Raw genomic sequence first — 25563 nt, forward strand, 5'->3', positions numbered from 1 at the left:
ATATTTTGTAAGTTGAGGATTTTTTATGGAAACAGTTCTTTTAAATAACCATATGGAAATACCTATTCAGGGTATAGGTACAAAAGGATTGGACGATCCTGATATATGTGAACAGGTTGTGCTCCATTCTGTCATGGCAGGAAACAGACTTATTGATACCTCTCCTACCTTTCACAATCAGGATTCCATAGGACTTGCCATTTCAGAGATGCCGATTTCCAGATCTGAATTATTTATCACGTCCAAAATTTATCCCTTCTGCTATAAAAACAATAGGGTAAAAAGAAATATAGAACGTTCCTTAAAAAAATTAAGAACAGATTACCTTGATATGGTATTAATTGAAACTCCTATCGTTAATGGATGGCAGGGAGCCTGGAAGCAGCTGGAGGGCGCAGTTGAAGAAGGGCTTGTTAAATCCATAGGTGTCTGTAATTTCCTCACACGCAGATCAATAGATGAACTATGTAGTTTGGCGAACATAAGGCCTGTCGTTGATCAGGTTGAATGTCATCCGTTTTTACAACAAAAACATATACAAAAAAAGCTGAATGAAGAGAACATTCAGCTTGAAGCACGTTATCCGCTCGGACGCGGAAACCCGTTATTATTAAATAATGATGTACTAATGAATATCGCAACCTCGCATCACACTACAGTTCAGCAGATTATTCTTAAGTGGCATTATCAGATGGGTCATATTTCAGTAGTAAAATCAACCAACCCTGACCATATTCAGAGAAACCTGCATATCGATCACTTCAGTCTTACGCCCGCCGATATGTTGCAGATCGAAGCCTTAGATGCGAGTCGGAAGTTCTATCGGGCTCCTGAGATTCTACAGAAACTGGGATATTCCTTAGTTCGTTAGAAAGACTGCTAAGCATCTCCCTAAGAAGTGATCCCTGCTCACTATAATCCTTTACAGAATCAGCACTACCCGATGTTTTGGACGAACTGCCAAGAACGTTTTCCATCGTGTCCAAAGCCTCTTCACCAAGAGCATTATCCATAAGTGATTTATAGGAAGAATAGTTGCCAATAGCACCAAGTGTTGTGTCTTTAAGTGATCCAAGAATTGATGAACTATCCTCATCCTCTGAGCCTACTGCCAATCCCGAAAAAAGTCCCGAGGTAAAATCCGCTTTATCTGTAAGTGAATTTTGAAGGGAATCCTTCATCATCGTAGTATACAGATAATTCTGAAGTATCATATTGCTCCTGGCTTCCCCGTCAAAAGCGGAGTCCGTGCCTGCACCGGCTATACTTGAGAGTTTCTGAGATGCGGCATCTGCCATTTCTTCAGTTTCGCCTGATTTCATTACGGCATCAAGAATTGCGGAAAATGTACTTGCTCCGGAAATTGCAGATGTATCATCCGACAAGCCAAGCGCATTTCCAAGCCCTGAAATAGCAGAAATTCCCTTTCCGGACATGCTTCCTAAAGCACCTGTCCCAAGGGAATTCAGAGTAGTTAAATTGCTGTAATTTGAAACTATGGAAGACAAATAATCGTAGTCCATAATGACTCCCCCAACAAAACTCTGATAATCCTTAATCCCTTAACGCTCCCCAGCAGGATTAAGGATTATCTATCGCAATTTTTCATACAACAGAGCTGTCGACCTGCTACATCAACTAACCACAACATGTAGTAGGTTCCCCTAAATCAGTATACCACAAATATGAATCTATAGGTACAAAAAAAGCCGAAAAATGAAATATCATTTTCCAGCTTTTTTGTAAGTATTAATCGTAATTATGATAACAGAATTATTTAACTGTTACTTCTGTAATATGAGGATTTACACCTTCATACCAGTAAAGGAATCCCTTCATATCAACTGTATCACCAACCTTAAGGTTCTCAACAGCCTTATATACATCTGAATCCTTATCGCAAAGATAAGATTCTACGGTAAATGTATATGTCTTACCATCAGCTGATACGTTGAAATAAAGGTCATCACCCTGTGAACCTGATCCATCATAGTTGTAAAGGAATGCAGCGTCATTACCATCAGCATCCTTTGAAGCTTCTACTACCATATCTGTGAAAGCTACGTACTCATTCTGGTGATCGATAATGCTGTCATCTGCAAGCATTGATGTCACATCTGTAGCCTCTGCTACATAGTTTCCATCCTCAATCTCAAACTTAGCATCTGTAATTTCAACTTCGCCTGACCACTCGGATTTATAACCTGTAACCTTGATCTTTGTGCCTGCTTCGAGCTTATCATACTCTTCCTGTGAGCAAGGCATGTTGTAAATGAAATAAGCACCGTCTTCAGCCTGTGTATAGAATGTTGCGTTACCAACGCCTTCATTCTCCCACCAGCCCTGCTTAGCCTGTACATAAGTCTCAACTGTAACTTCTGAATCGAGATCTGCAGCAACATAATCAGCATGTGTCATAACATCACCAGTTGCCTCTGTGCTCTCCTCTGTTGCAGCTTCCTCAGTAGCTTCTTCTGCTGTCTCTTCAGTAGTTTCCTCAGAAGCCTCTGCCGTAGCCTCCTCAGTGCTTTCTTCAGTAGCAGCATCCTCTGTTGTTTCAGCTTCTGCTGCTGTTTCTGTGGCAGGCTCGCTCTTTGCACCGCATCCAACTGCGCTAAATGCAAGAACAAGTGTAAATAATGTTGCAATTGTCTTCTTTTTCATAATTCTCCTCCTTAACAGGTCAGCTGCCATATCATAGCTCACTGCCATTTACGTTATCGTCGCTTATTATATCACAATTTGGATTTATGCAATCTATAAAATTTTCTTATTAAATAAAATCCGATAAGCCCCCATACACCGATAAGTATTTCTATGAGCCTTCTGGATTCTATGGGAAGCTCTCCAAGTTCTGCCTTACCTGCAGCAACCATACTGCTTTGATCAAGATGATACAAGCTGCTCGTATCCTCATAAAGCTTATCTATATAAGCATCATCAATCTCGGTTTTTCTGCGCACAGCCTTAGTTACATTCTCTATAAGCTGCCCTGCAGCATCTCTGAGTGAAGCAGAACCGTTAAAAACATCTGTGGTAAATGTATACTGCTGGTTTTCAAGCAGGAGTCTTGTAGCCTTTATCTTAATATCATAATAGGTTTTATTATCTTCACCCGCTTTTGCAAGATAATTCTGGTATTTCTCAGAATCCTGTGCCTTCGAGGTCACAGGTACATACCCTTCCGTTTGTGCATAAGCTATCTGGACATCATTTGTCAGCATGTATTGTGCAAACAGCCAGGATGCAAGCACCTCCTGAGGATCATCCTTATTAAAAACGCAAAGTGAAGGTCCCTGCGAAATCATGGCAAACTTCTCATTACCGCTCAGCTTATAGTCTGAATCATCCTCATATTTCAAGCTGCTGTCAGTAGACACAATCTGCGGAACAGGATATACAACAGTTTCAAAATCTACTATTTTATCCTTAGCAATATCACAAAGTGGGGCATTTGTGCCCATCCATGTAGATCCTGCCGTAGAATCAACCGCAAAAATACACTGTCCTGCGTTTAAGAAATTGGCCGGGTAACCTGAAATCTTAAATGTCGAAAATGCTCCGCTCTTTGCATGACGTGCGATAGTTTCTAAGTTTCCTTTTGTAGTATCATTAAAAAGCTTAATATTTCCAAGCGAATCGGAATAGTCTGCGCCTTGCTGCTTCAACATTTGTATCATCATATTGTCGGTTGACTTATAGATAAAGGGTATAAGTACTTTCTGCCCGTTTAGTTTAAAGGTTCCATCCTCATTTTTCTTAGCTGCAGCTTCGGAAACTTTCCACACAAAATCCCAGGTCAGTACCTTTGGCATTTCAAAGCCCAGTTTCTCGACATAGTCCTTATTCACATAGCAAGCCTCTGTTGAGCGCATATAAGGTACAGCATAATGGTTTTCTCCAATCTTACACTCAGATAGAAACTGAGGAATTATCTCATCCTCCTTAGGTCCATCGAATTTAACCTCACTTCCCCCAAGTCCGTACCTTTCATCTTTAAAGAGATCATCAAGAGGCACAACTGTATCCTGTCCTGTCAGATAGGTTGCTATATGATCAGGATATGTTATGCACACATTGGGTGTGGTGTTTGTTGATATGTTCGTGATTACGTCATTGTATATTTTGCCATAATCCGTATATAATCTGATAGTTACATCTATATTAGGATATAGTTTTTCAAAATCAGCAATCGCTTTTTCGTATATATTTGTCTGAGTCTTGTTGGTATCATTTTTTGCCCAGAAAGTAATCTCATATTTTCTTGATTCGTCAAAGCTTTCCGGTATTTCAAAGCCATGGGCTTCTCTGCTTCCATGACAGCCGCTTATTGAAAGAGCTGCCGAAAGGAGCATGGGAACAATACATAAAGTCTGTAGTCTTTTTCCAAATCTCATCCCTTTGTGCCTCCTCTTGCAACTCCGGCCATAATCTTTTTTCTGAATACAAGGAACAAAACCATGAGAGGCATGGAAATAACAACAACTGCTGCCATCATTGCCGGAATATTTTCACGTCCAAAGCCATTCTCACGTATCTCCTGAATTCCGTTGGATACAAGAAAATATGCGGAGTCATCTGTTATAAGTCTTGGCCATACATAAGAGTTCCAGCACTCAATAACCTTAAGGATCGTTATAGTAATTATTGTAGGCTTGGAAATCGGAATCATAACCCGCCACAGATAGCGCATATCACTTGTGCCGTCAACCTTTGCCGCTTTGTAAAGTTCGTCCGGTATCTGCTCGAAATTTTCCTTTAAAAGATAGATGTAAAAGACAGACACCACGGAAGGAAGAATTAATCCGGGGAAGGAATTGCGCATATTCAGATCAGTAATTGTCACATAGTTTGTTATAATAACAAGCTCGTTCGGTATCATCATCAGTGACAAAAAAAGTGCAAACAGCAGGTTTTTTCCCGGAAAATCGAGTCTGGAAAACGCAAATGCTGAAAGAATAACTATAGCCAGCATGATCGCCGTTGTAAAAACGGTAAATATAAAAGTGTTTATCAGATACCTTAAAAGAGAAACCTCGGTAAATGCACTCACATAATTCTGAAGTGTAGGAGAAGTCGCTATCAGCCTCGGAACAAATTCACTGTTGTAGGAACTATAGCTTTTAAAGGATGTAATTATCATCCAGTAAAAAGGGAATATAACTATAAGGGACCAGAGTATAAGAAAAAGATATTTGATAATCCCGCCGGATATCTTCTTTACTCTATCACTTGCTTCTATTTTTTCTATATTATTATCCTTAGACATATCTCAATCTTCCCGGTTATATTTATAAATTCTTATTGATAGTAAACTGTCTTTTCGCTGACAAGCAGATTTATAACTGTTATTGTGAACACTATCGCAAAAAGTATGATGGCAGCCGCAGATGCATATGAAGGATATCCTCCACTGTTACCATAAAGCATATCGTAGATATATCCCACTATTGTATTCATACCTGCAGCATTGAGGTCTGTTCCAAAAAGAGCAACCTCATCACTATATGCCTTAAATGCTCCAATGAATCCGGTGATCACAAGATAAAAGATCATGGGTGATATCATTGGAAGGGTAATTTTATAAAACACTCTCCACTTTGGGGTGGCATCAACCTGCGCTGCTTTATAATAAATCGGATTTACCGAGGCAAGTGAGCTTGTTAAAATAAGGATTTTAAACGGTAGAACAACCCATATTGTGTAAAAACACATAACAAACATTTTTGCAGCATACGGACCGTCTATGAAATCTACGCTCTCACCACCAAAGAAATTTATGAGCACATTTACCATTCCGTCCGTATAGGCTGTCTTCTGAAAAAGGATCATAAAAACAAGGCCGACTGCCAGTGTATTTGTTACATAAGGAAGAAAATATATAGTCTGAAAAAACTCCCTCAGTTTCTTAATGGAACTAAGTGCCAGCGATATTAACAGTGCGATCGCCGTAGAAAGAGGAACTGTTATAAGAACAATTATGAACGTATTCTTCAATGCCCGGATAAAATACGGGTCGTGAAGAACATAGGAATAATTGTAACTTCCTACTCCGAAATAACTCTGTGATGCATAATTATATCCTTCCTCAAAGGAATAAATAAAAACATCAATCATAGGATATACAAGAAATGCCCCAAGAAATATAATTGCCGGCAAAAGGCATAACCATGCAGTTAATGTTTGTTTTTTAGTGCTCATCTATTGTTACCACCCTTTTTAAAGGCAAGATTATTTGCCAATATTAGTCTCCGTTTCATGATCAAATACATGGACTTTTGAAGGTTTAAGTTTAAAGCCTACTTCACCTCCCAAAAACTGCGGTCTTTCTTCCGATGGAACAATTGCTCTTATCACCGTTCCGTCAAAAGCTTCATTTGTGCAGATAATACTTGTATCACGTCCCATGACCTCCATTTTCATAAATTCGCAATGAAGGATTTCTGACCTGCTGTCCTTAACAACAGATGCTGCGGCATTCTTTTCTTTTTCGGTAGGAGATACTGCTTCAAAGCCTTCGGGTCTTATCGCAACATATACCTTACCCGACATTTTTTTAGCATGTTCAGTCTCTATAACCCGATCTTTTCCGATATAGATCCCGTTATCTTTAACTTCGCCCTTAAAAACATTTATCTGAGGTGTGCCAAGGAATTTAGCGACAAAAAGATTTACCGGATTGTCATAAACATCCTGCGGCGCACCATGCTGCATTATCTCTCCTTCCTTCATAACAACTATTTTATCGCAGATGCTCATTGCTTCTTCCTGATCGTGCGTTACAAAAATCGTTGTTATTCCGGTCTCAAGCTGAATTCTCTTAAGCTCCTCCCTGGTCTGAAGCCTTAGTCTGGCATCAAGATTAGACAAAGGCTCATCCAGCAAAAGGACTCTTGGTTTCTTTACAAGAGCTCTTGCTATTGCCACTCTCTGTTGCTGTCCTCCTGACATCTCAGATGGCTTTCTGTCCAATAGTTCCTCTATCTGAACAAGCTTCGCTACCTCAAGGACCTTTCTATTCATCTCATCCTTTGAAAGCTTGTTCCTGCCTCTTAAGTTTTCAAGAGGGAATCTGATATTCTCTCTTACATTAAGATGCGGATACAGCGCATAATTCTGAAAGACAAGGCCTACTCCTCTGTTTTCGGGAGGGAGATTGGTAACATCATCATCTCCGAAATAAATTTTCCCGGAAGTTGGCTTTTCAAGCCCGCTAATAAGATTAAGGACAGTACTTTTCCCGCAGCCTGAGGGACCAAGGAGACCTATAAGTTTCCCATCAGGTATCTCATGGGTAAAATCCTTTACTGCTGTTACTTCCTCTTTTATTTTTTTATTCAAATTAGGGAATCTTTTTGTAAGACCTTCTAATACTATTTTCATACTTATTAACCGTCTTTCTGTGAAAGACACCAACGGGGTTATGAAACCCTGCGTCTTTCACCATCTTCTATTTTAAAGTTTCCTGTTTTATTCTTTGTTTGTAAGGCTGACACACTACAGAACACGTGGAGGTGAGTGGCGGGGCGGTATAGCGGCTACCTCGCATACTTATATGTTGTCGGTCATCTGTAAAGGCATCAACGAATGGCGCATAACGTAGCCCGTAAACTTATCTCTTCCGAAGTTGTCTCGATTTCGCCGGATGACCAGTCACTGTCAGCATTACAACGATAAAATTTGACAGGAGGTTATCTATTGGCATTTAAAATCTTTCGAAAGAACTGCTGTGGACTTGATGTCCACAAAACCTGGATCTTTGCATGCATTGGCATTACCGATGCAAATGGCCGCACTGAGTATTTTGAGAAAAGGTTCTCATCCTTCTCAAGAGGATTGCGTGAACTTGCTGAGTGGCTTACCAAGCATCATTGCATTGATGTCTGCATGGAATCTACCGGCAAGTACTGGATACCTGTTTTTAATATCCTTGAAAAGACTTGCAATGTCGTACTTGCTCATCCCAAATATACAAAACCACAAAAAGGTAATAAGACCGACCGTAAGGACGCAAAATGGATATGTGACTTATTCATGTGCGACATGATCAAGCCTTCCTTCATTCCACCAGCTGACATCCGTCATCTTAGAGATCTGGTGAGATACCGATTCAAGATTTCCTGTATGATCACAGGTGAGAAGAATCGCGCTCTTAATTGTCTCACAGTATCAAATCTTAAACTTGATGAAGTGTTCACTGATGTATTTGGAAAATCTTCCAGATCCATAACTGAATATATTCTTAAGCATCCCGGAGAATGTTTCGATGTTTCTCCATTTGTTGACAGACGATGTAAGCATCCAATTGAAGAAATCCAGGCTGCCGTTGATGGTGCAATCTGTGAAGAACAAGCAATCAAGCTTCGCCAATGTCTGGATCACATAGATGAGTTAGAGAAACACAAGAATGAAATAGAGCGGGAAATCTTTCGTGTTTCTGATCCATACAACGATGCTCTTGCCCTGATTCGTACAGTTCCGGGTTTGGATAAAAATCCATTCACGGCAATACAGATACTTTCAGAAATAGGTGGCGATATGTCCGTCTTCCCCACAGACAAGCACCTTGTTTCCTGGGCTGGCTGCTGTCCACGCAATGACCAAAGCAATTTCAAAATCAAATCCACTAGGATTTCCCGTGCTGGTAGTTATCTTAAACCAGTATTGGTGCAAGTTGCAAATGCTTTGATCAAATCCAAGAAGCATCCTGAAATCACAGAACGTTATCGCCGTATTAAATCACATCGTGGTCACAAGAAAGCCATCATTGCCATCTGCCGTATGCTCCTGACCGCTATCTGGCACATACTCACAGATCTTAAGTCCTATACCCATGATGGTTATCTTATTCAGAAGCCTGCTGAAGAGAAGAAAACTCTTACAACAACTCAGGCTCTCAATCTATTGAAGTCCAGAGGTTTTATCATCAAAGATGATCTTGCAGAAGTGACATCGTAGATCTTTAGCCTAAATATTTAATTTTTCGACCACCTCCAGGTGGTTTATTTGTCATGCCCTAAACTTTATTCCTATCCGCTACCTCTCTGTTTCAAACTTTCTCCTCAAACTCTATCCTCGGAAATCCCGCAGCGTAGTATTGCTCTAAAAAGCTGTCGCTATCCCTGTTCATAATAAGCTCCTGCGGGAAATGTATCTCCTCAAGCATTGCTGTAGCTGTCGGAAATCTTCCGACATCCGTAGCAATATGCGCATCTGTATTCACACATACAGTAGTTCCGAGCTCTGCACATCTGACTGCGATTTCCTTACATCTCTCAGCCACATCGCCGCTCCAGATGACACTGTGCTCATTTATTTCAATCGGTTTGTGAAGCTCCTTTGCTCTTTTAAGGACTTCATCCACATCAAATGGGATACCTGCCCTTCCGATATGTCCCAGCATAAGGATTCTCGGATCTTCAAGAACAGTAATATACATCTGAGTTGCCTGCGACCTGGTTATCCCCTGCAATCCCCATTTGCCGTGAACACTTGCGATTATAAAATCAAGGCGCTCTGTCGTCCGCTGAAACAAGTCCTTGTCATCCTTATATGGATCTCCCACAATCGATTTCTTTATGGGAAGTCCCATTCCAAACAGATATCCATCGGGATTGACTATATCAACCTCACAGCCTCTAAGAACTTTAATTCCGTGCCAGGTTCTCTTCCAGCATCCCTGATTTGTAAAAAACTGATATGACCTTAGGTCTTCATCCTCAGCAACCACCATTGAACTGAAATGGTCTGTACTTGCAATAAGTTCAAGTCCTACAGCCTGCGCTTCCCTTACATTTTCTTCAATTGTGGAATATGCGTGCGCAGAATACAAAGTATGTGTATGCAGATCGCATTTGATATTAAGCATGTTCCCCCCTAAAACCTCATATTTTCTCTATTCATGATAGCAGATTTTCCCGATTTTACCATAGAAGATAGGAATTACAGAGTAATTTCCCAAAAAGCTAAATAGAGTCACCTCAAACGAGGTGACTCTAAAAAAGTTCTGTCAAATTTCTGTGAGGTCTCTGCTGTTAAAACCTGCGGCATATTTACCTATACCAACTCTGTCACGAACGTTCACCTCAAAATCTATTTCCGAATTTGCGCGAAGGTAAACCTTTTCAAAACCTACAAGTTCCAGATAATCATGCTGATCATCAGGCAATCTGTAAATCTGAATTATCTCGGCGCCGTCCTCACTTGATTTGTTAATAAGCCTTCCCTTTACTGCATGTCTTCCTGTGTTATATGAGAGGCTGTTTATCTCAAAATCCGAAAAAGAAAGTCCATATCCAAAAGGAAACTGAACAGGTATCTTCTCCTTATGGATGTGACGATATCCTATATGGAATCCCTCCCGATAATGAACCATACGGCTGTCTCCGAAATCACCAACACTGATAGCAGAGGAATCTTTTTCAGAACAATAGAAGGTTTCCGGCAAATGTCCGCATGGATTGATATCTCCAAGGATTACCTCTGCTAAGGCATTTCCACCCTCCATTCCGTTATAATACATCCAGATAAGAGCCTTGCACTTATCAAGCCATCTTGTCATATCAACGACACCGCCTCCGATCATGGCAACTATCGCATCCGGTCGTTTTTCCAAAAGTGCTTCCAAAAGCTCATTCTGCTCATATGGAAGAGAGATATCTTTTCTATCAAGCCCTTCTGAATCGATGTCGTGATTAAGACCTCCTACAAAAATGATCTTGTCATAATCAGCACATGCTTCAAGCGCTTCATCTCGCAGTTGTTTTCTATATTCTGATAATTCTCTTTCCTTTGTCTCTGCATCAGCGGTTTTTCCGCCTTCATTTTCAAGACTGATGGCCTGCCAGTTCGTTCCGTCAGGAGTAGCATTTTCCTTGATAGAGCTTGCATATCCCCTTAAGTAATCAACTGTTGCAGCACCTCCCAGTCTTCCCTTTAATCCCATGAGCGGAGAGATTTCATAAAGCGCCTTTATCTCTGCGCTACCTCCACCGTTTGAATGAATTCTGTTGGCATTTTCACCGATAACAAGTATCTTTTTCGTCTTAATTAAGGGCCTTGCCAAAGGAAGTGTATTATCTTCATTTTTTAACAAGACAACGCTTCCACGTGCAATATCAAGGCAATCCTGCCTTGCCGCAAAGGAATTGTAAGGTCCTTCTTTTCTTATCATCACATCCTCGTCAAGCATATTAAGTCTTAACATCAAAATGAGGATTCTGATTACTTTCCTGTCAATCAACTCTTCATCTATTTCTCCGCTAAGAACTTTCTCCTTTAAAGGATTGGCGAGCTTATAATCATCAAAATTGTCAGTAACTGACATCTCACAATCTATATCTGCTTCCGCTGCTTTCACAGTATCATGCACCGCACCCCAATCTGAAACAACAAAGCCCTGATAGCCCCATTGTTTTCTCAAAGTCTCGTTAAGCAAAAACTTGCTCTCGCTACAATACTCGCCCTTAATCTTGTTATAGGCTGTCATGATACTGTAAGGATTTCCTTTCTCTATTACATCCTTGAAAACCTGCAAATAAAGATCATTCAATACCTCATCATCAATTTCTTCGTCAACTTCAAGTCTTGCTGTCTCCTGATGATTCAGCGCAAAATGCTTAACGCATGCCGAAACATCCCAGTTTTGAACGCCCTTTATATACTCCGAAGCAAGTTCTGATGTAAGATACGGGTCCTCACTGAAATATTCAAAATTCCTTCCGCATAAAGGAGATCTTTTCAGGTTGATTCCCGGTGCAAGTATCACATCCTTGCCTCTTCCTCTTGCCTCCTCGCCAAGAACACTTCCCGTTCTTGAGGCAAGATTTCTGTTCCATGTAGCAGCCACCGCACTGTTACAGGGAAGATAAGTCACATAATCATCAGTGTTTCCAACGGGTATCCACTCACTTGGACGAAATTCCGCACGAACTCCCATGGGGCCATCGGACATAACAAGCGGTGGAATTCCAAGGCGGGGAACTCCCTTTGTTTTGAAAAGTTCATTTCCATGGATCATACCTATCTTTTCATCAAGTGTAAGAGCTTCAAGTATTTCTTCTGCCCTGTATTTAAGTGATTGTATTGTTCCTTCCATATTTACCTCATCCGTCAGTTTCACTGACATCCTGCTATTTAGTTTTTCTATTTTGCTCGTTTTATTATGTGTACATCCTTGGCTGCTATACGATGCATTCCTGATGCAAGCTCTATACCGCTGATAAGCTCTGTACCATCCTCGTGAAGCTCATAAATACCTTCGCTGTCACCATGGTTTAACACATACAAAATCTTTTCTTCGTCATTTTCCCTACTGGTAACCTCTACATCACTTGAAGTGAAGGTAAGAGGATGAACGCCTGCCTTGGAGAGTACATCTGTAAGAAATGATGCTCTGAAATCCTCATCCGACTCTGTTGCAATATAGTACGCCCTTCCACTTCCAAGCTTTCTTGATGTAAGTACCGGCATACCCTGATAAAAATCTTCAAGGAAGCCATAATCATCAAGCATCTTCGCACCTTCAAGATGTACCAGGTCACATAGCTTTCTTGCGAAGTATCTCTGCCCGTGATAACTGAAGTGGTTATGCTTTTCCGGAGGAAATGCATCTGTTTCCTCAACCCATATTCCCAAAATGTCTCTGAGCTTTCCGGGATATCCTCCTGTTACAACAAGGTCACTTTCATTTACATAACCACTGAAAACTCCTGTCACAAAGCTCCCGCCGTTTTCAATGAACGACCTTATTCTCTGATCAAGGTCTCCCTTCACCATATACAGAAGCGGAGCTATTACAACCTTGTATTTTGACAGATCGGAATCCTGAGATATAAGGTCTACATTCACATTGAGTTTACGGAGTGATTCATAATATGTTGTTATCGTCTCCTTGTAGTTCATGTCATTTGTGGGGCCTGCCGAAAGCTCTGTAGCCCACCAGTTATCCCAGTCAAACATGACTGCCACATCCGCTTCCGTACGCATTCCGATTGAGCATCTGCCGATTTCCCACAGCTCTTTTCCAAGCTCTGTAACTTCCTTAAACACTCTGGTATTGCCTGTTCCCACATGGTCTATTACTGCACCGTGGTATTTTTCACAGGCACCGATGCTTCTTCTCATCTGGAAAAAAAGAATACTGTCAGCACCATGCGCCATTGCCTGATAGCTCCAAAGCCTCATAACCCCGGGTCTCTTCAGGGAATTATAAGGCTGCCAGTTTGTAACACTTGGTGTCTGCTCCATAAGGGCAAAGGGTGCTCCGTCTCCGACACCTCTCATAAGATCGTGGCTCATTGCTATTCTGGCAGGTGAATCCGTGGGCTGCGGATAATTATCCCAGGAAACAAAATCCATTTCTTTAGCCCATTTCCTGTAATCAAGCGGTTTAAAGAATGCCATCAGATTAGTTGTAATCTGCGCATCTGGAATTATCTTTTTAATCTCATCTCTCTCAAGGCAATAGCATGAAAGAATGGCATCTGACATGAATCTTCTGTAATCTATTGAAATTCCCTGGAAATCCGTATGAAGCCTTCCACCCCAAACGCTTTCTTCCGAAAGTGCATTCGGAAGAACTATTTCCTCATAATCATAAAAAGTATGGCCCCAAAATGAAGTGTTCCAGGCTTTATTAACATCCTCAATTGTTTTATATCTGTCCTGAACCCATTCCCTGAAAGCTCTCTCGCAGTTTTCACAGTAGCACTCACCGCCAAATTCATTGGAGATGTGCCAGGCTATTATGTTTTCCTGATTTTTGTAATGCTCTGCCAGTCTTGCTGCAAGTCTTGAAGCATACAAGCGGTAAGTAGGACTTGAAGGACAGGAATTATGTCGTCCTCCGAATTTTCTCTTCCTTCCCTCAAAATCAGTTCTTAGAATATCCGGATGGCGCTTTGCCATCCATGCGGGATGTGCACCTGTTGACGTTGCCATGATTATATTCATGCCGTTTTCCGTAACAAGATTAACTATTTTATCTAATCTATCAAAATCATACTCGTCCTCAGATGGCTGTATTGAAGCCCATGAAAAAACATTAAGCGTTACAGTATCGATACCTGCCTGCTTAAACAGCTTCATGTCCTCTTCCCAGACATCCTCCGGCCATTGCTCCGGGTTGTAATCTCCCCCATAGGGAACCTTTTTCAAATTGTCATTCCAGTTCATTTCGCCTCCTTTATCCTATTATTTATTTGCTTTCTTTCATTTGTCTTCTAAATTCAGCGGGAGTCATTCCTGCATGCTTGCGGAATTTCTTTCCGAAATAGTCTACGTCATTGTAGCCGACAAGCTGGGCAACCTCGTAAACCTTGTATTTGCCTTCCGCCAGAAATTCCTTAGCCTTTGCAATTCGGCATTCATTCAGATAATAGTTGTAGCCGGTACCTGTGGTCCTTGTAAATAAACGTCCGAGATATCCGCTGTTATAGCCAAACCTTGAAGCAAGATCCTCCAATGTGAGTGGCTGAGCATAGTTTCTGTCTGTATATGAAATAATGTCATCTATAATATTCTCTGATGCTGCATGTTCATGCAGTTTAAAGAGCACTTTATCCATGGTTTCGGTCATATACTGAATAATCTCGTACAGATAAAAACGCCCCTCTATGAATTCTATTATCCCTGCATGAGAATCAAAAATCTCCGAAAGCATCGGATACTGCTTTGTAAGTCTGTCCTTTATCTGCAGAAGTATTTCCGTAGCAAACAGACAGGCATCTGAGTTTGCAGGTATCTTTTCTTTAATAAAATCATAAAGCTCTTCAGCACAGTTGATCATTGCTGTTCTGTTTCCGGCAATGACAGCATCCAGTATTTTATTTGTCACAAGCTGCTGTGATTCTTTTAAGTCCTCCGAGATTATGTCCTCATAACTGCTTTCGGTAGGTTCTTCGTTTCCTGCTTTCCTTACTGCCCGTACAAAATGCTCTCCCTCATCACAAAAGAACCTTCTTTTTGCAAGGAGCTTGGCAGATTCAAAGGATTTTTCTATTCTTATAGGTGACTCCTCTGAAGTTCCTATTGCTATGAAAATATCATCAAGCGGGCTGTCGTTTTCTATGGGTGCCTTTTCAAAATGCTGTATAAAATCGTCAAATCTTGATACTGCAGCCTTTCCTTTCAAAAGAATACACTCATAGTCTCCTACTTTAAGAGTTTCGTAACTGCTCTCATCAAGAAAAGTCGGAAGAAGATCTGTAAGTTTGTAATCCAAAGCTCCTTCCATCAATTTACTCTTTGAAAAATCAATATCTCTGCTTTTTTCTTTTTTCCCCGAGTGGTACGTCTCATGTATCACAACCTGATAGAGAGGATAATAAAGATGCAGTGATAAAAGCTCCTCTCGCCTATCCTCCGGTAAAAAAGTATCGGATGTTTCACTTTTATCGAAATAGGTTCCCAAAAGAAGCTCACTTATTACAACGCTTCTTGCCTTATTTCTCATCTGTCCGGAGCGTCGTCCTTCTTTGACACTTTTATCTATTTCTTCTTTTATTCGTTTAACCGTATCATAAAGCTCATCCTCGTCCACCGGCTTTGTGATATAGTTTGTTACTCTGTTTCTTATGGCATCCTGAGCATAAGAAAAATTGGAATACCCCGATAATATAATGAAATATCCCTCATATCCTGAAGCTCTGGCCTTCTTTATTACATCTATTCCGTGAATTTTGGGCATCTGCATGTCCATAACAACCAGTGAAGGATTTAGTTTTGATATTGCCGAGAGAGCTTCCTCACCGTTTGAAGCTGTACCCGCAATTTCAAATCCAAGCTCTTCCCAATCTATGATCAGCTTAATTCCCTCTCTGATATTTTCTTCATCATCCGCAATCAGTACGGTTTGCATGCAGATCTCCTTCCAATTAGTTTCCAGTCTGCTAATTATCATTCTATCACAATGGTTTTAATATATTCGTTAAATTTCAATAAATCCTCCTCTTCGGAAAAGCAGTCTGCAAATAGCTGCCCAAAAGAAAAGCTGCGACACATTGGCCGCAGCTTTCCAAGAAACAAAACACCGAAAATGGGAGGTAATGTAAACTTATTAGTTTTCAGCAAGAGCTGCATTCTCAGCTTCAGCGCGGAGCTTTGCTTCGTTCTCCTGGAACTCTATGCACTCATCATAGCCGTATTCATCGGCCTGCTGAATCATGTCTGCAACAATCTTATCGAATTCTTCATCTGATTCGGCGTAGATTGCCTTCCATGAGTTATCCTTTACGCAGGTTGCAACCTGATCCCATACAACCTGGAGCTCGTCTGAACGAACGCCACCTGTGTACATTGTTCCGGGTGAAAGGATATAATCCTGCTTATCAAGGTAAAGGTCAGGTGTATTGGCACCTGCAAAATCTCTCCACTGTTTCTCAATATCAGAGCCAGCTTCTGTTGAGTAGCTTGCCCAGTTGCGGTAGTTAAATGTCTCACCCTTGCTGTCAGGGTTAGGAGCATCAAGTGCCCATGTTGTGTTGTTCATCTTGAAGGAACCGTCATCATATGTACCTTCATAACCGTTGCCCATCTCTGTTGAGATATCTGTCTTGCATGCAAGACCTGTGTCTGTAAAGCAAGTTTTTCCGTTCTCATCATAATACCAGCATACATCCTTAGGGCCATACTCTGCTGTCATGCGTCCCTCAGGTGTTGAGAGCCAGTTAATGATTGCCATGCAAAGTTCAGGATACTCTGTATTTGCACCGATTGACCAGATTCTGTTTCCACCATATACACTAAGACCATATCTGATAGGTGTTGCTTCTGCAGGTTTTACAGGGAACATTCCTTTTCCTGCTGCAAGGTGGTCAGGTGTGTTGTAAAGAGCTGATCCCATGAAGTTAAACACATTGAGGAAAGCTGTACCATTCTGGTAATCTTCCTGCATTCCGTTGAATCCCTGTGTCTGTGAATCGGGATCAAGAAGTCCCTTCTGATATAATGTGTTATAGAATTTAAGTGCTGTAAGATAAGGTCCGTTCTCCTCAAGTACCGGATGGAAGCTCTGAGTCTTGGGATCATATAAACCAAGACCAAACTCATCATATCCAAAATATGCTGTTGCTGTTGATTTTACGAACATAACCATGTCGCCGTCCCAGTCATTGAACAGAGATACGCCATAGGTCGGGTTACCGTTATCATCTGTAGGGCATGCTTCCTTCATCTGTGCAAGTACATCTACAAGTCCGTCAAGATCCTTAATCTCAGGTGATCCGATTTCTTTGTAAAGATCATAGCGAAGATCCCATGTATACATGAATGATCCGGGATCCTTTGCGGATTTTGTTATATCATGTCCGAGACCATAAAGTTTTCCGTCTGATGAAATGCTCTTATTTTTCTCTATTGCAGATTCCATGTTTGCCTTAATATACGGGCCGTAATCATTTAGAAGCTCATCCTCTTCCCAATCGAAAAGCATTCCCTTGTCTACAGCCTGCTGATACTGGTCTCCGTCATTTCCCCAGATTACAAGGTCACCAAGGTTTCCTGATTCCATACGTGTATCATAAACACCGTCATTTTCCGGAATAATGTTAAGCTTAACGTTAAACTTATCAAGCATAACCTTTCCAAACCAGCCGGTCTGCTCACCCGAATAGTTTGCAAGCTGATCATATACATCAAGTGTTACTGTCTCCTTCGGGATGATATCAGATAAATCCCCTTCAAGATCACCTGACTCTTCTGCAGAATCGTTTTCTGCATCATCCTTGTCCTCAGAAGCTTCTGCATCATCTGCGCTTTCTGCTTCCTCTTCGTCTGCCTCTTCCCTGTTTTCTTCAGCTTCCTCTGCGGAATCTTCCGCATCCTGTGCCTCTTCCTTGTCTGTGTCTGCTGTTCCTGCAGGGTTACTTGTTCCACAGGCTGCCAGTGATACTGTCATTACAGATGCCAGCAGAATTGATAATACCTTCTTTTTCATATCTTCCTCCTTTATATTTCGACCTAAGGAATTACTGCTTTCTGCAATTTCCTTAAGTCTGTTTTCCTTTTTCATAAAAAATCAGTACTCTAAGGGACTCCTCATCATCCCTTAACTGCTCCTATCATGATTCCCTTTTCGAAATATCTCTGCATGAAGGGATATACAAGCAGGATCGGGATTATTGTTACCATAGCGATCGTATATTTGATTACTTTTCCGTTAAGAGCAGAATCGAGAACACTCTTACTAATACCGGATGTACTTCCCGCACTCATAAGTGCTGACAGATTACTTGTTGTATTAAGGTAGATATACAGTCTGTGCTGCAATGTATAGAGCTTTGGAGCCGACTGCATAAGTATCAGCGAATCCTGGAATGAATTCCAATGTCCTACCGCACCGAATATTGCAATTGTCGCAAGGATCGGTTTTGACAACGGAAGGATGATCGTCCAGAAGATTTTAAGATGTGATGCGCCATCAAGTGATGCACTCTCCTGAAGTTCTCCGGGAATTGCCGACTCTATGTATGTCTTAACAAGAATGATATTATAAGGAGCTACGATTCCCGGGATTATATATGCCCAAAAAGAATTTGTCAGTCCCAGCATTGCCATGTTCAGATACCAGGGAATAATTCCTGCATTAAAGTACATGGTGATTACAAGAAATCTGTACCAGAAGCTTCTTCCCCACATATCCTTTTGTGTTACAAGAAATCCTACAAAGGCAGACGCGAGAACCATAAAAAGTGTTCCCAGTACTGTTCGCATAAGCGTTACTCCAAAAGATCCGAACAGATCATTTACCTGAAGAAGTCTTATATAGTTTTCAAAATGAATTCCCTTGGGAACAAAATTTATCAATCCCTTTCTTACAAGCTCGTTGTCACTTATCGTATTTATGAAAAGATAGTAGAACGGGAAAATACATATTAGTGTAAAAGCCGCAAATACTGTATAATTCAGGACATTAAAAACTATGTCTCCGGGCTTTTTTTTCATCATTTTATTGTGTTTTTTTTCATACTCTCTCTCTGCCTTCGCTTCGAGTCTTGCCGCACTTGCCATGCTACTCATTATTTACTCCTTTAAACAATTGTCTCGCCGCGGAGCACCTTACTAATGGTGTTTGCTGCATATAAAAGTGTCACACTTATAACCGATTTCAACATTCCGACCACCGTAGAGAGCGGAATTGCGCCTTTTACAATACCCATCTTGTAAACATAAAGATCAAGTACTGTTATCTGTGCTGTATTGGATGAGTTTTCAAATACCAGATACTGATCCATACCGTTGGACAAGATTCCTGCCACAGCCATTAGGAGCAGAACATAGAAGGTTGGCATCAGCCCGGGAACTGTTACATGCCACATCTTCTGAAAGCGCCCTGCACCGTCAACTGTTGCAGCTTCGTAAAGCTGCTGGTCAATACCTGAGATGCCTGCTATATAAATGATCGCGCTCCAGCCAAGTCCCTTCCACATTCCCCACAAAAGCATTTTCAACCATGTGTGTGAACCGCTCATAAGGAAGTTTTTACCCTCGGTCCAAATCCCCAGATTCATCATCATTGAACTGATAAATCCATCTGTTGAAAAGATACAGAACGCTATTGCGAAAACAAGTACCCAGCTGATGAAGTTTGGAATCGTCGTAAATGTCTGGACAAATCTCCTGAATCTTTGATTTTTAATCTCCGAAAGGAAAATCGCAAATGCCATAGGCATCCAGCTTGTCGCAATTCCAAGTCCGCTCATTGCAAGAGTATTCTTCATAACATTGACAATATCTCTGGTTGTCGACTTGTTTCGAACCAGCTGTCCAAACCACTTAAAGCCAACAAAGTTACTCATGCTAAGTGTATCGCCTGACTTGTAATCAAAGAATGCATATCTCCATCCCCAAAGAGGAAGGTAGCAAAATACAAATGTCAAAAGAATGAATGGGAGGAACATAAGAAATAATTTAAATCTTGTTTCCATCTCAAATTTTTCATCCTTCTTCGGTCTTCCCACAAGGAAAAGAACCGCTACCGAGATAATCGCCATTGCCACAAGAAGTGCCAGCATGATGTAGAAGAAATTCTGAAACATCGGCTCAACCTTGGATGGCTTTGTTGTTGCAGCAATCTGAAAATATGCTGACCAGATGCCTCCCATGGAGCAGGCTGAGATCACAGCACCGACAGTACTAATGATATTTCCCGCAAATTTGCACTTTCTGTTTCCAAGAGAGAGACAAGCTCCGACTGCACATGCGATAATGCCTATGCAGATTGCAAGACTGGAGATGTTAAGAAGCCTCATTGTAGACTCCAGAACCCAGCCCTTTCTGAATGCTCTTCCAAAGTTTGCTATTAAATTACTGTAGGAAAAACCTGATGTAAGAAGCGATGTGCTCCTATTGATAAGACCACTTACTCTCGCTACATTTAATCCCGGAAAAAACAGGATCACGAGAAGTGCTACTGAAATGATTCGATAGGGGTAATAGGCAATTTGTGCCACTTTTTCCTTTTTCACTTTTTTCATCCTCCCAAAATTAAAAACCCCGTAGAAAATGTCTTAAAAATAGGACATTTCCTACGAGTGTCATTTTAGAAGAATTTCTATTTTTCAAGTACCCAAATATTTTTACATAAAATACCGTAAATTTTGTACCTGATTATTTGTCTTATGAAAAGATTATATTTTTAAATTTCCTTGTAGCAATTCCGGTTCCATAGTCAACGCGCTGTGTCAGCATAATTATGGTTGTTCTGCTCTCGGGATCGTTGCAAAAATACGGACCAAGCCATCCATCCCAGCCATACTCTCCGCATCCTGCTATAATACCTGCACGATTCGGATTTTTCATGATTCGCATAAGATTTCCATAGGAAAATCCAGCCAGATATGGCCAGTTTTTATCCATCTCCTTTTGCTGTGCTTCAGATAGCTGAGGACTTGTCATGAACTTAACCGTTTTCCCAGTAAGGATTTCCTTTCCTTCAAAGGTTCCATCATTCATCAGCATTCTCGCAAAATTAGCATAGTCATCAATTGTTGAAAACAATCCTGCTCCGCCTGACTCAAATGCATTCTTTTTTCCATCATCACGTATTGCCAGGTTATTTCCGCTATACGGCAGAGGTTCCTCTCCATAGCAGTTATATGCCATCGCATATCTGTCCATTTTCTCATCAGGTACAAAAAATCCGGTATCCTTCATATTCAGAGGTTTAAAAAGTCTCTCCTGTAAAAACTCACTAAACTTCATTCCTGACGCCTTCTCTATTACCGCACCGAGAATATCCGCACTTGTACCGTATCTGAAGCTGTCACCTGGCTGAAAATTAAGCGGAAGCTTTCCAAGTCTCTCAGCAAATTCCATGGTGGTCATCATATTATCTGAATCAAATCTCTCAATTGCTTCATTATATAAATCTGCCGTACCTATTTCCGCAGGGGTATCAATATATGGATAAACAAGCCCTGAAGTCATATCAAGAAGATCCTTGATCAGCATTGGCCTATCCCACCTTACCGGTTTTCTCTCTCCTTTCTCCACAACCTCCTGGTTCTTGAAGCTCTCAATATATTTTCCCACAGGTTCGTAAAGATCAATAACTCCATCCTGAATAAGAAGCATTGCTGCGGCAGATGTTACCGGCTTACTTTGAGAATAAAGTCTTACAATAGTGTCACGCTTAAAAGGTTTCTTCTGTTCAAGATTTGCATAGCCTGCTTCTGCGTATATTTCCTCCTTACCATCGCTTAGAACAAGGAGATTTACACCAACCAGTTCCTTCTCCTCGATCATTTTGTTCATACAGTTTTGCAGTAATTCTTTCTTGTCTCTCATCTTCTCCTCCATTTGTAAATACCAATAGATTTCTGAATTTATATTTTTATCTGACTAAATGTTGCTGATAGGGATTTACTCATCCGATTTTTCCGGCAGTCGCAGCTCCACGCTCGTTCCTTTTCCTTCCTGTGAACGTATGGTTACTCCGTAATTTTCTCCGTAATGAAGCTTTATGCGTTGATGAATATTATAAAGTCCTATGCTGGCAGTGCCTTTTCCGTCACCTTCATTCCTCTTCTCATCAAGAGATTTATTAAGACGCCTGACTTCATCCTCCGTCATTCCCTTTCCATCATCATTGATGGTTATGATCAGCTGTCTTTCTTCGGTTTTTTTCTTCAGATCACCATTATCAGACTGCTGTGTAGCATTTTCTACCTCATTATTGCTGTCATTTTTCTTATTTCTGCTCTCGTATTCCGCAACAATGCTGATATGCCCGTTTTTATCCATTTCCTTTAGGCCATGGCTTATGGCATTTTCCACAATCGGTTGTATAAGAAGCGGCAAAACCATATATTGTTCGGGATCAACATCGTCAGAGATGTAAAAATTCCATGCAACCTTTTCACCAAAACGGAGCCTTTGTATCTGTAAATAGCTCTCCACATGCTTTAGTTCATCACTGAGTCTTGCTGTTGCTCTTCCCGTACTCTCAAGTACATAATGCATTATCTTCGCAAGATATTTTACCGAAGTCGCAACATCCCTGTCGCCTCCCCTTATGGCCTGCATCCTTATTGCTTCAAGGGTGTTATATAAAAAGTGTGGATTTATCTGCCCGGACAACATCTTAAATTCCATATTCTGCTGCATATTAACAAGCTCCTGTTCGCGAATTTTCGCCTGATAATATTTTGCTTCGTTGTCCCTTATCTGCTCTGTTGTCAGTTTTAGATCATTGAAGGTATCTGAGAGTTCATCGTCACCGCTTATGCTCTCAATTATGTCATAATCACCGGTGCTTGCCCTGTGCATGGCTTCTCTCAGGGTGTATACTCTGTTCGTGAAATATCTTGAATATAAAAATATCGCAATTACAGGTCCCGCTACAGCAAGTATAAGCACAAGAATATATCCTGTTAAAATATCTCTTACCGCATTGTGTGCCGTATAATCTCCGACAAGTACAAAAAATCTGGTATCCACTTTATATGGTGCGAAGCTGGAAACATAAGTAAGTGCCAGCTTTCCGTCAAGCATCATATCTCCCAGATAATTGTAGTTTGACGTGCCCTCAGCAAAGGTCTCCGGCATCTCTTTTTCCTTATCATCGTATTCTGACGAAAAGAATGCGGGTTCTCCTTTAACATGAGCAAGCATATAATTATCTGTTGTGATCAATCTGTTTCTCAGGTAATTGGTACTTACTGTTGCCACAACATAAGCCCTATTAGTTGAATTACCCGTATTAAATCGTCTTACAAGTGTAAGCTCAAATGCGTTTTCATGTTCATTAAGCGGTACATGTGTACAGGTGTAAGAATCCCATGCATTCGGATCGATTTTTCTGTACCATTCATATCGAAGAAAAGGATCATCAACATCGCCGCTTCCTGCTGCAATTCCTGCTACGTCACCCGCCTCATCATAACCTGAAGTGCCTACGTTGATGATATAGTTTCCGGTAGGAATCTTGGGATTATTGGTATAAATATTTATGGTTGAAACCGCAGCTGTCGATCTTCTAAGCGACATAATGGTATTTATTATGCTGTCATACTGGTCTTTTTCGTAGTCGGTAAACTCCTCCGCAGAAAACATATCTCTATATGTCTGTACCGAAACAACAGGCTCAAGGTTTGTATAAAGGCTTGAAGTAACATCAAACATGATTGACTTTACACGTGTATTGTCTGCCTTTACCTGTTCCTCATACCTTCCGTTCATCTGCCTTACAAGTATGATAGCAGCCATTATTCCTATTATGACAACAGGGATTATAAGGGTTAGCAAAAGTATCCTGTACATCTGCCTGCCAACCCTTCCACGGCGCATCATGGCTTCACCTCTGCAGAAACCTTAACTGCTTTTTTCAATAGTTCATCTCTCTCTTTTGCAGATTCTCTGTTTATCTGTTCAATTTCATCAAATCCAAGTCTCACGAGTGTGCTGAGCATTATATCGGAAAGTGCTTCAAACTCTTCCTCAGATTCCGCAAATACCATTTTCCATGAATAATCAATAATCGTCTGTCTGCACTGTTGTTCCACCGTTCTTACATACTCCGGGGAATCCTCAGCTGCCCACTCCGATCCCGGAATTACGGATATGAGATTATTTTCCTCAAAGTACTTTATAGGTGTAAGCTTTGTATTATAGTGTCTTTGCCAGTCATCGGTTATACTGCTTGCTGTTTTTGTCCTATAGTCATCCCACTCCTGATAGTAAAAAGAAATATTATCTTTATCGGTATTTTTCATGTCTACAGGTTTGAAATTGAGTTCTGACACGCCACCGCTCCATGTGCCTCCGCCAAAAGATTCCGGCACATCAAGGTCTTCTTTCATATTTATAAATGCATCTATTCCAAATTTTGTAAGATATGGTTTATTATCCTTAATTTCCCATGTCAGATTTTGGGGTCCCCGCATATCTCCGGTAGGAGATCCGCAGCATTCAATCCCCTCATCTGAATACAGCCAGTCAATAAAATCCACCATTCTTCCGGGATCTTTTGTGGTTCCTCCAACCATTATTGAAAAGGTCTGCTTTCCATCAGGATCATTTCCCCAGCAGATATAACTGGCATCATCCATTTTTACCGATGCAAATCCCTTTCCAACCGCAAGATGTTCATCTGAGTTATAAAGAGACTCTCCCATCCATGGCCAAAGCGAATACAAAACCGCTCCATCTCTCATTTTTGCAGCTACATTTTCATAATTCTGGGTTGGTGATTCAGGATCCACAAGTCCCATCTGATTTGCTTCAAATAAAAAATGAAGCATTTTCAGATAAATCGAATCTTTACCAGCCACTGACTCAATATCTCCTGTCTTCGGATTTAACATCATGAACCCCTGGGTATCATAACCGTAAAGAGATGCAAGAGCTCCGGCATTTTGCATTGCACCACCATCCCAGTCCCCAAAAAGGCTAAAAGCATATACCGGTCTGCCCGAATCACTTTCATTAGCCATATCCTGCATTTTTCTAAGTACCGGAAGCAAATCTTCCAGCGTGGATATTTGTGGATAGCCTGCTCTTTTGTATAAATCCCATCTTAGTGTTGGCGCATTTGTTGGTTCTATTGCTTCTGAAGGCTCTGTCGAAGGATAATCTGATATTTCACTTGGAACAGCCCAGTATCCGTCAGCATCAGCAAAAGCTGAAGTTGCAGCAATCTGCTTGGTATATTTATTCAGATTGACACAGTTTTTCATGTAATCCGTCATGTCCAGAACAAGACCCTCCCGGACAAGATCGTTTAGTCTTCCGTTATCTACGTTCGTGATGATAATATCACCAAGCTTTCCTGATGCACGCATAGTTTCATAGGTTGCATCCGAATTGACATCCATGTTTGCAGATATGATATTTAGCTGCATATTGAATTTTTCCCTGATGATACCGGCAAACCATCCGCGTTGAAGTCCCTGCGTATTTGCCTGTGTGTCATAAACATCAATAGTCAGAAATTCGGGGTATTTTTTTTCGCCTTCCGTTCTGTTGTCAGAACTAAAAGGAAGCCTGCACCCTGAAAGGATGCAGACTGACAAAAGTATTGAAATTATTGTTTTGCTGTTTTTCTTCATAATCCTTATACTGCAC

The 25563-nt window shown here is 41.0% G+C and carries 18 protein-coding genes; 2 read left to right on the top strand and 16 right to left on the bottom strand.

The window, feature by feature from the left end:
* Window positions 1-25: 25 nt before the first annotated feature.
* Window positions 26-871, top strand: a complete 846-nt coding sequence (locus tag BV60_RS22840) for an aldo/keto reductase family protein (protein ID WP_081846729.1) — start codon at window positions 26-28, stop codon at window positions 869-871.
* Here BV60_RS22840 and BV60_RS23245 read toward each other — a convergent pair.
* The 6 genes from BV60_RS23245 to BV60_RS0116445 form a co-directional block, all read right to left on the bottom strand.
* Window positions 768-1523 carry a hypothetical protein gene (locus BV60_RS23245; protein ID WP_029323481.1) on the bottom strand — a complete coding sequence of 252 codons (756 nt, stop codon included), beginning with the start codon at window positions 1521-1523 and terminating at the stop codon, window positions 768-770. The genes BV60_RS22840 and BV60_RS23245 overlap by 104 nt on opposite strands.
* Before the next feature lie 250 nt (window positions 1524-1773).
* On the bottom strand, window positions 1774-2664 hold the full coding sequence (locus tag BV60_RS0116425; protein WP_029323483.1) for a hypothetical protein: 891 nt from the start codon (window positions 2662-2664) through the stop codon (window positions 1774-1776).
* Window positions 2665-2735: 71 nt separating this feature from the next.
* Window positions 2736-4397 (bottom strand): ABC transporter substrate-binding protein, encoded by a 1662-nt coding sequence (locus BV60_RS0116430; protein ID WP_029323485.1) that lies wholly within the window; start codon window positions 4395-4397, stop codon window positions 2736-2738.
* On the bottom strand, window positions 4394-5269 hold the full coding sequence (locus BV60_RS0116435; protein ID WP_029323487.1) for a carbohydrate ABC transporter permease: 876 nt from the start codon (window positions 5267-5269) through the stop codon (window positions 4394-4396). Before BV60_RS0116435 ends, BV60_RS0116430 begins: the two co-directional genes overlap by 4 nt.
* A 32-nt stretch (window positions 5270-5301) precedes the next feature.
* Entirely contained in the window at window positions 5302-6201 is a 900-nt protein-coding gene (locus BV60_RS0116440) for a carbohydrate ABC transporter permease (protein WP_029323488.1), read from the bottom strand.
* Between the two features lie 30 nt (window positions 6202-6231).
* Window positions 6232-7383 (bottom strand): ABC transporter ATP-binding protein, encoded by a 1152-nt coding sequence (locus BV60_RS0116445; protein WP_029323490.1) that lies wholly within the window; start codon window positions 7381-7383, stop codon window positions 6232-6234.
* A 315-nt stretch (window positions 7384-7698) separates the two neighbouring features.
* On the opposite strand from BV60_RS0116445, the gene BV60_RS0116450 reads away from it, so the two are divergent.
* The gene (locus BV60_RS0116450; protein ID WP_029319159.1) at window positions 7699-8958 is read left to right on the top strand and encodes an IS110 family transposase; all 1260 of its coding nucleotides are present in this window, start codon (window positions 7699-7701) and stop codon (window positions 8956-8958) included.
* A 91-nt stretch (window positions 8959-9049) separates the two neighbouring features.
* On the opposite strand, the gene BV60_RS0116455 is transcribed toward BV60_RS0116450, so the two are convergent.
* The 10 genes from BV60_RS0116455 to BV60_RS0116505 all read right to left on the bottom strand — a co-directional run bounded on the left by BV60_RS0116455 (window position 9050) and on the right by BV60_RS0116505 (window position 25547).
* The gene (locus tag BV60_RS0116455; RefSeq protein ID WP_029323492.1) at window positions 9050-9868 is read right to left on the bottom strand and encodes a phosphatase; all 819 of its coding nucleotides are present in this window, start codon (window positions 9866-9868) and stop codon (window positions 9050-9052) included.
* Between the two features lie 141 nt (window positions 9869-10009).
* On the bottom strand, window positions 10010-12097 hold the full coding sequence (locus BV60_RS0116460; protein WP_051656808.1) for a beta-glucosidase: 2088 nt from the start codon (window positions 12095-12097) through the stop codon (window positions 10010-10012).
* A gap of 47 nt (window positions 12098-12144) precedes the next feature.
* Window positions 12145-14175, bottom strand: a complete 2031-nt coding sequence (locus BV60_RS0116465; protein ID WP_029323496.1) for a beta-galactosidase — start codon at window positions 14173-14175, stop codon at window positions 12145-12147.
* A gap of 22 nt (window positions 14176-14197) precedes the next feature.
* On the bottom strand, window positions 14198-15859 hold the full coding sequence (locus BV60_RS0116470) for a response regulator transcription factor (protein WP_029323498.1): 1662 nt from the start codon (window positions 15857-15859) through the stop codon (window positions 14198-14200).
* A gap of 198 nt (window positions 15860-16057) precedes the next feature.
* On the bottom strand, window positions 16058-17935 hold the full coding sequence (locus BV60_RS0116480) for an extracellular solute-binding protein (RefSeq protein WP_029323502.1): 1878 nt from the start codon (window positions 17933-17935) through the stop codon (window positions 16058-16060).
* Between the two features lie 104 nt (window positions 17936-18039).
* Entirely contained in the window at window positions 18040-19017 is a 978-nt protein-coding gene (locus BV60_RS0116485; protein WP_330376315.1) for a carbohydrate ABC transporter permease, read from the bottom strand.
* Between the two features lie 11 nt (window positions 19018-19028).
* Complete coding sequence (locus tag BV60_RS0116490; protein ID WP_081846731.1) at window positions 19029-20474, bottom strand: ABC transporter permease subunit; 1446 nt, start codon at window positions 20472-20474, stop codon at window positions 19029-19031.
* Between the two features lie 142 nt (window positions 20475-20616).
* Window positions 20617-21786 carry a serine hydrolase domain-containing protein gene (locus tag BV60_RS0116495; protein WP_029323507.1) on the bottom strand — a complete coding sequence of 390 codons (1170 nt, stop codon included), beginning with the start codon at window positions 21784-21786 and terminating at the stop codon, window positions 20617-20619.
* A 75-nt stretch (window positions 21787-21861) separates the two neighbouring features.
* Window positions 21862-23790 carry a sensor histidine kinase gene (locus BV60_RS0116500; protein ID WP_029323510.1) on the bottom strand — a complete coding sequence of 643 codons (1929 nt, stop codon included), beginning with the start codon at window positions 23788-23790 and terminating at the stop codon, window positions 21862-21864.
* Window positions 23787-25547 carry a hypothetical protein gene (locus tag BV60_RS0116505; protein WP_029323512.1) on the bottom strand — a complete coding sequence of 587 codons (1761 nt, stop codon included), beginning with the start codon at window positions 25545-25547 and terminating at the stop codon, window positions 23787-23789. Before BV60_RS0116505 ends, BV60_RS0116500 begins: the two co-directional genes overlap by 4 nt.
* Window positions 25548-25563: the final 16 nt, after the last annotated feature.

The sequence above is a fragment of the Butyrivibrio sp. AE3004 genome, from assembly GCF_000703165.1.
GTDB lineage: Bacteria > Bacillota > Clostridia > Lachnospirales > Lachnospiraceae > Butyrivibrio.

Coding starts and splice junctions, on each gene's coding strand:
- BV60_RS0116500 (WP_029323510.1), bottom strand. CDS start 23,790: ATGATGCGCCGTGGAAGGGTTGGCAGGCAGATGTACAGGATACTTTTG.
- BV60_RS0116505 (WP_029323512.1), bottom strand. CDS start 25,547: ATGAAGAAAAACAGCAAAACAATAATTTCAATACTTTTGTCAGTCTGC.
- BV60_RS0116435 (WP_029323487.1), bottom strand. CDS start 5,269: ATGTCTAAGGATAATAATATAGAAAAAATAGAAGCAAGTGATAGAGTA.
- BV60_RS0116470 (WP_029323498.1), bottom strand. CDS start 15,859: ATGCAAACCGTACTGATTGCGGATGATGAAGAAAATATCAGAGAGGGA.
- BV60_RS0116445 (WP_029323490.1), bottom strand. CDS start 7,383: ATGAAAATAGTATTAGAAGGTCTTACAAAAAGATTCCCTAATTTGAAT.
- BV60_RS0116465 (WP_029323496.1), bottom strand. CDS start 14,175: ATGAACTGGAATGACAATTTGAAAAAGGTTCCCTATGGGGGAGATTAC.
- BV60_RS0116425 (WP_029323483.1), bottom strand. CDS start 2,664: ATGAAAAAGAAGACAATTGCAACATTATTTACACTTGTTCTTGCATTT.
- BV60_RS0116455 (WP_029323492.1), bottom strand. CDS start 9,868: ATGCTTAATATCAAATGCGATCTGCATACACATACTTTGTATTCTGCG.
- BV60_RS22840 (WP_081846729.1), top strand. CDS start 26: ATGGAAACAGTTCTTTTAAATAACCATATGGAAATACCTATTCAGGGT.
- BV60_RS0116440 (WP_029323488.1), bottom strand. CDS start 6,201: ATGAGCACTAAAAAACAAACATTAACTGCATGGTTATGCCTTTTGCCG.
- BV60_RS0116490 (WP_081846731.1), bottom strand. CDS start 20,474: ATGAAAAAAGTGAAAAAGGAAAAAGTGGCACAAATTGCCTATTACCCC.
- BV60_RS23245 (WP_029323481.1), bottom strand. CDS start 1,523: ATGGACTACGATTATTTGTCTTCCATAGTTTCAAATTACAGCAATTTA.
- BV60_RS0116460 (WP_051656808.1), bottom strand. CDS start 12,097: ATGGAAGGAACAATACAATCACTTAAATACAGGGCAGAAGAAATACTT.
- BV60_RS0116430 (WP_029323485.1), bottom strand. CDS start 4,397: ATGAGATTTGGAAAAAGACTACAGACTTTATGTATTGTTCCCATGCTC.
- BV60_RS0116485 (WP_330376315.1), bottom strand. CDS start 19,017: ATGAGTAGCATGGCAAGTGCGGCAAGACTCGAAGCGAAGGCAGAGAGA.
- BV60_RS0116480 (WP_029323502.1), bottom strand. CDS start 17,935: ATGAAAAAGAAGGTATTATCAATTCTGCTGGCATCTGTAATGACAGTA.
- BV60_RS0116495 (WP_029323507.1), bottom strand. CDS start 21,786: ATGAGAGACAAGAAAGAATTACTGCAAAACTGTATGAACAAAATGATC.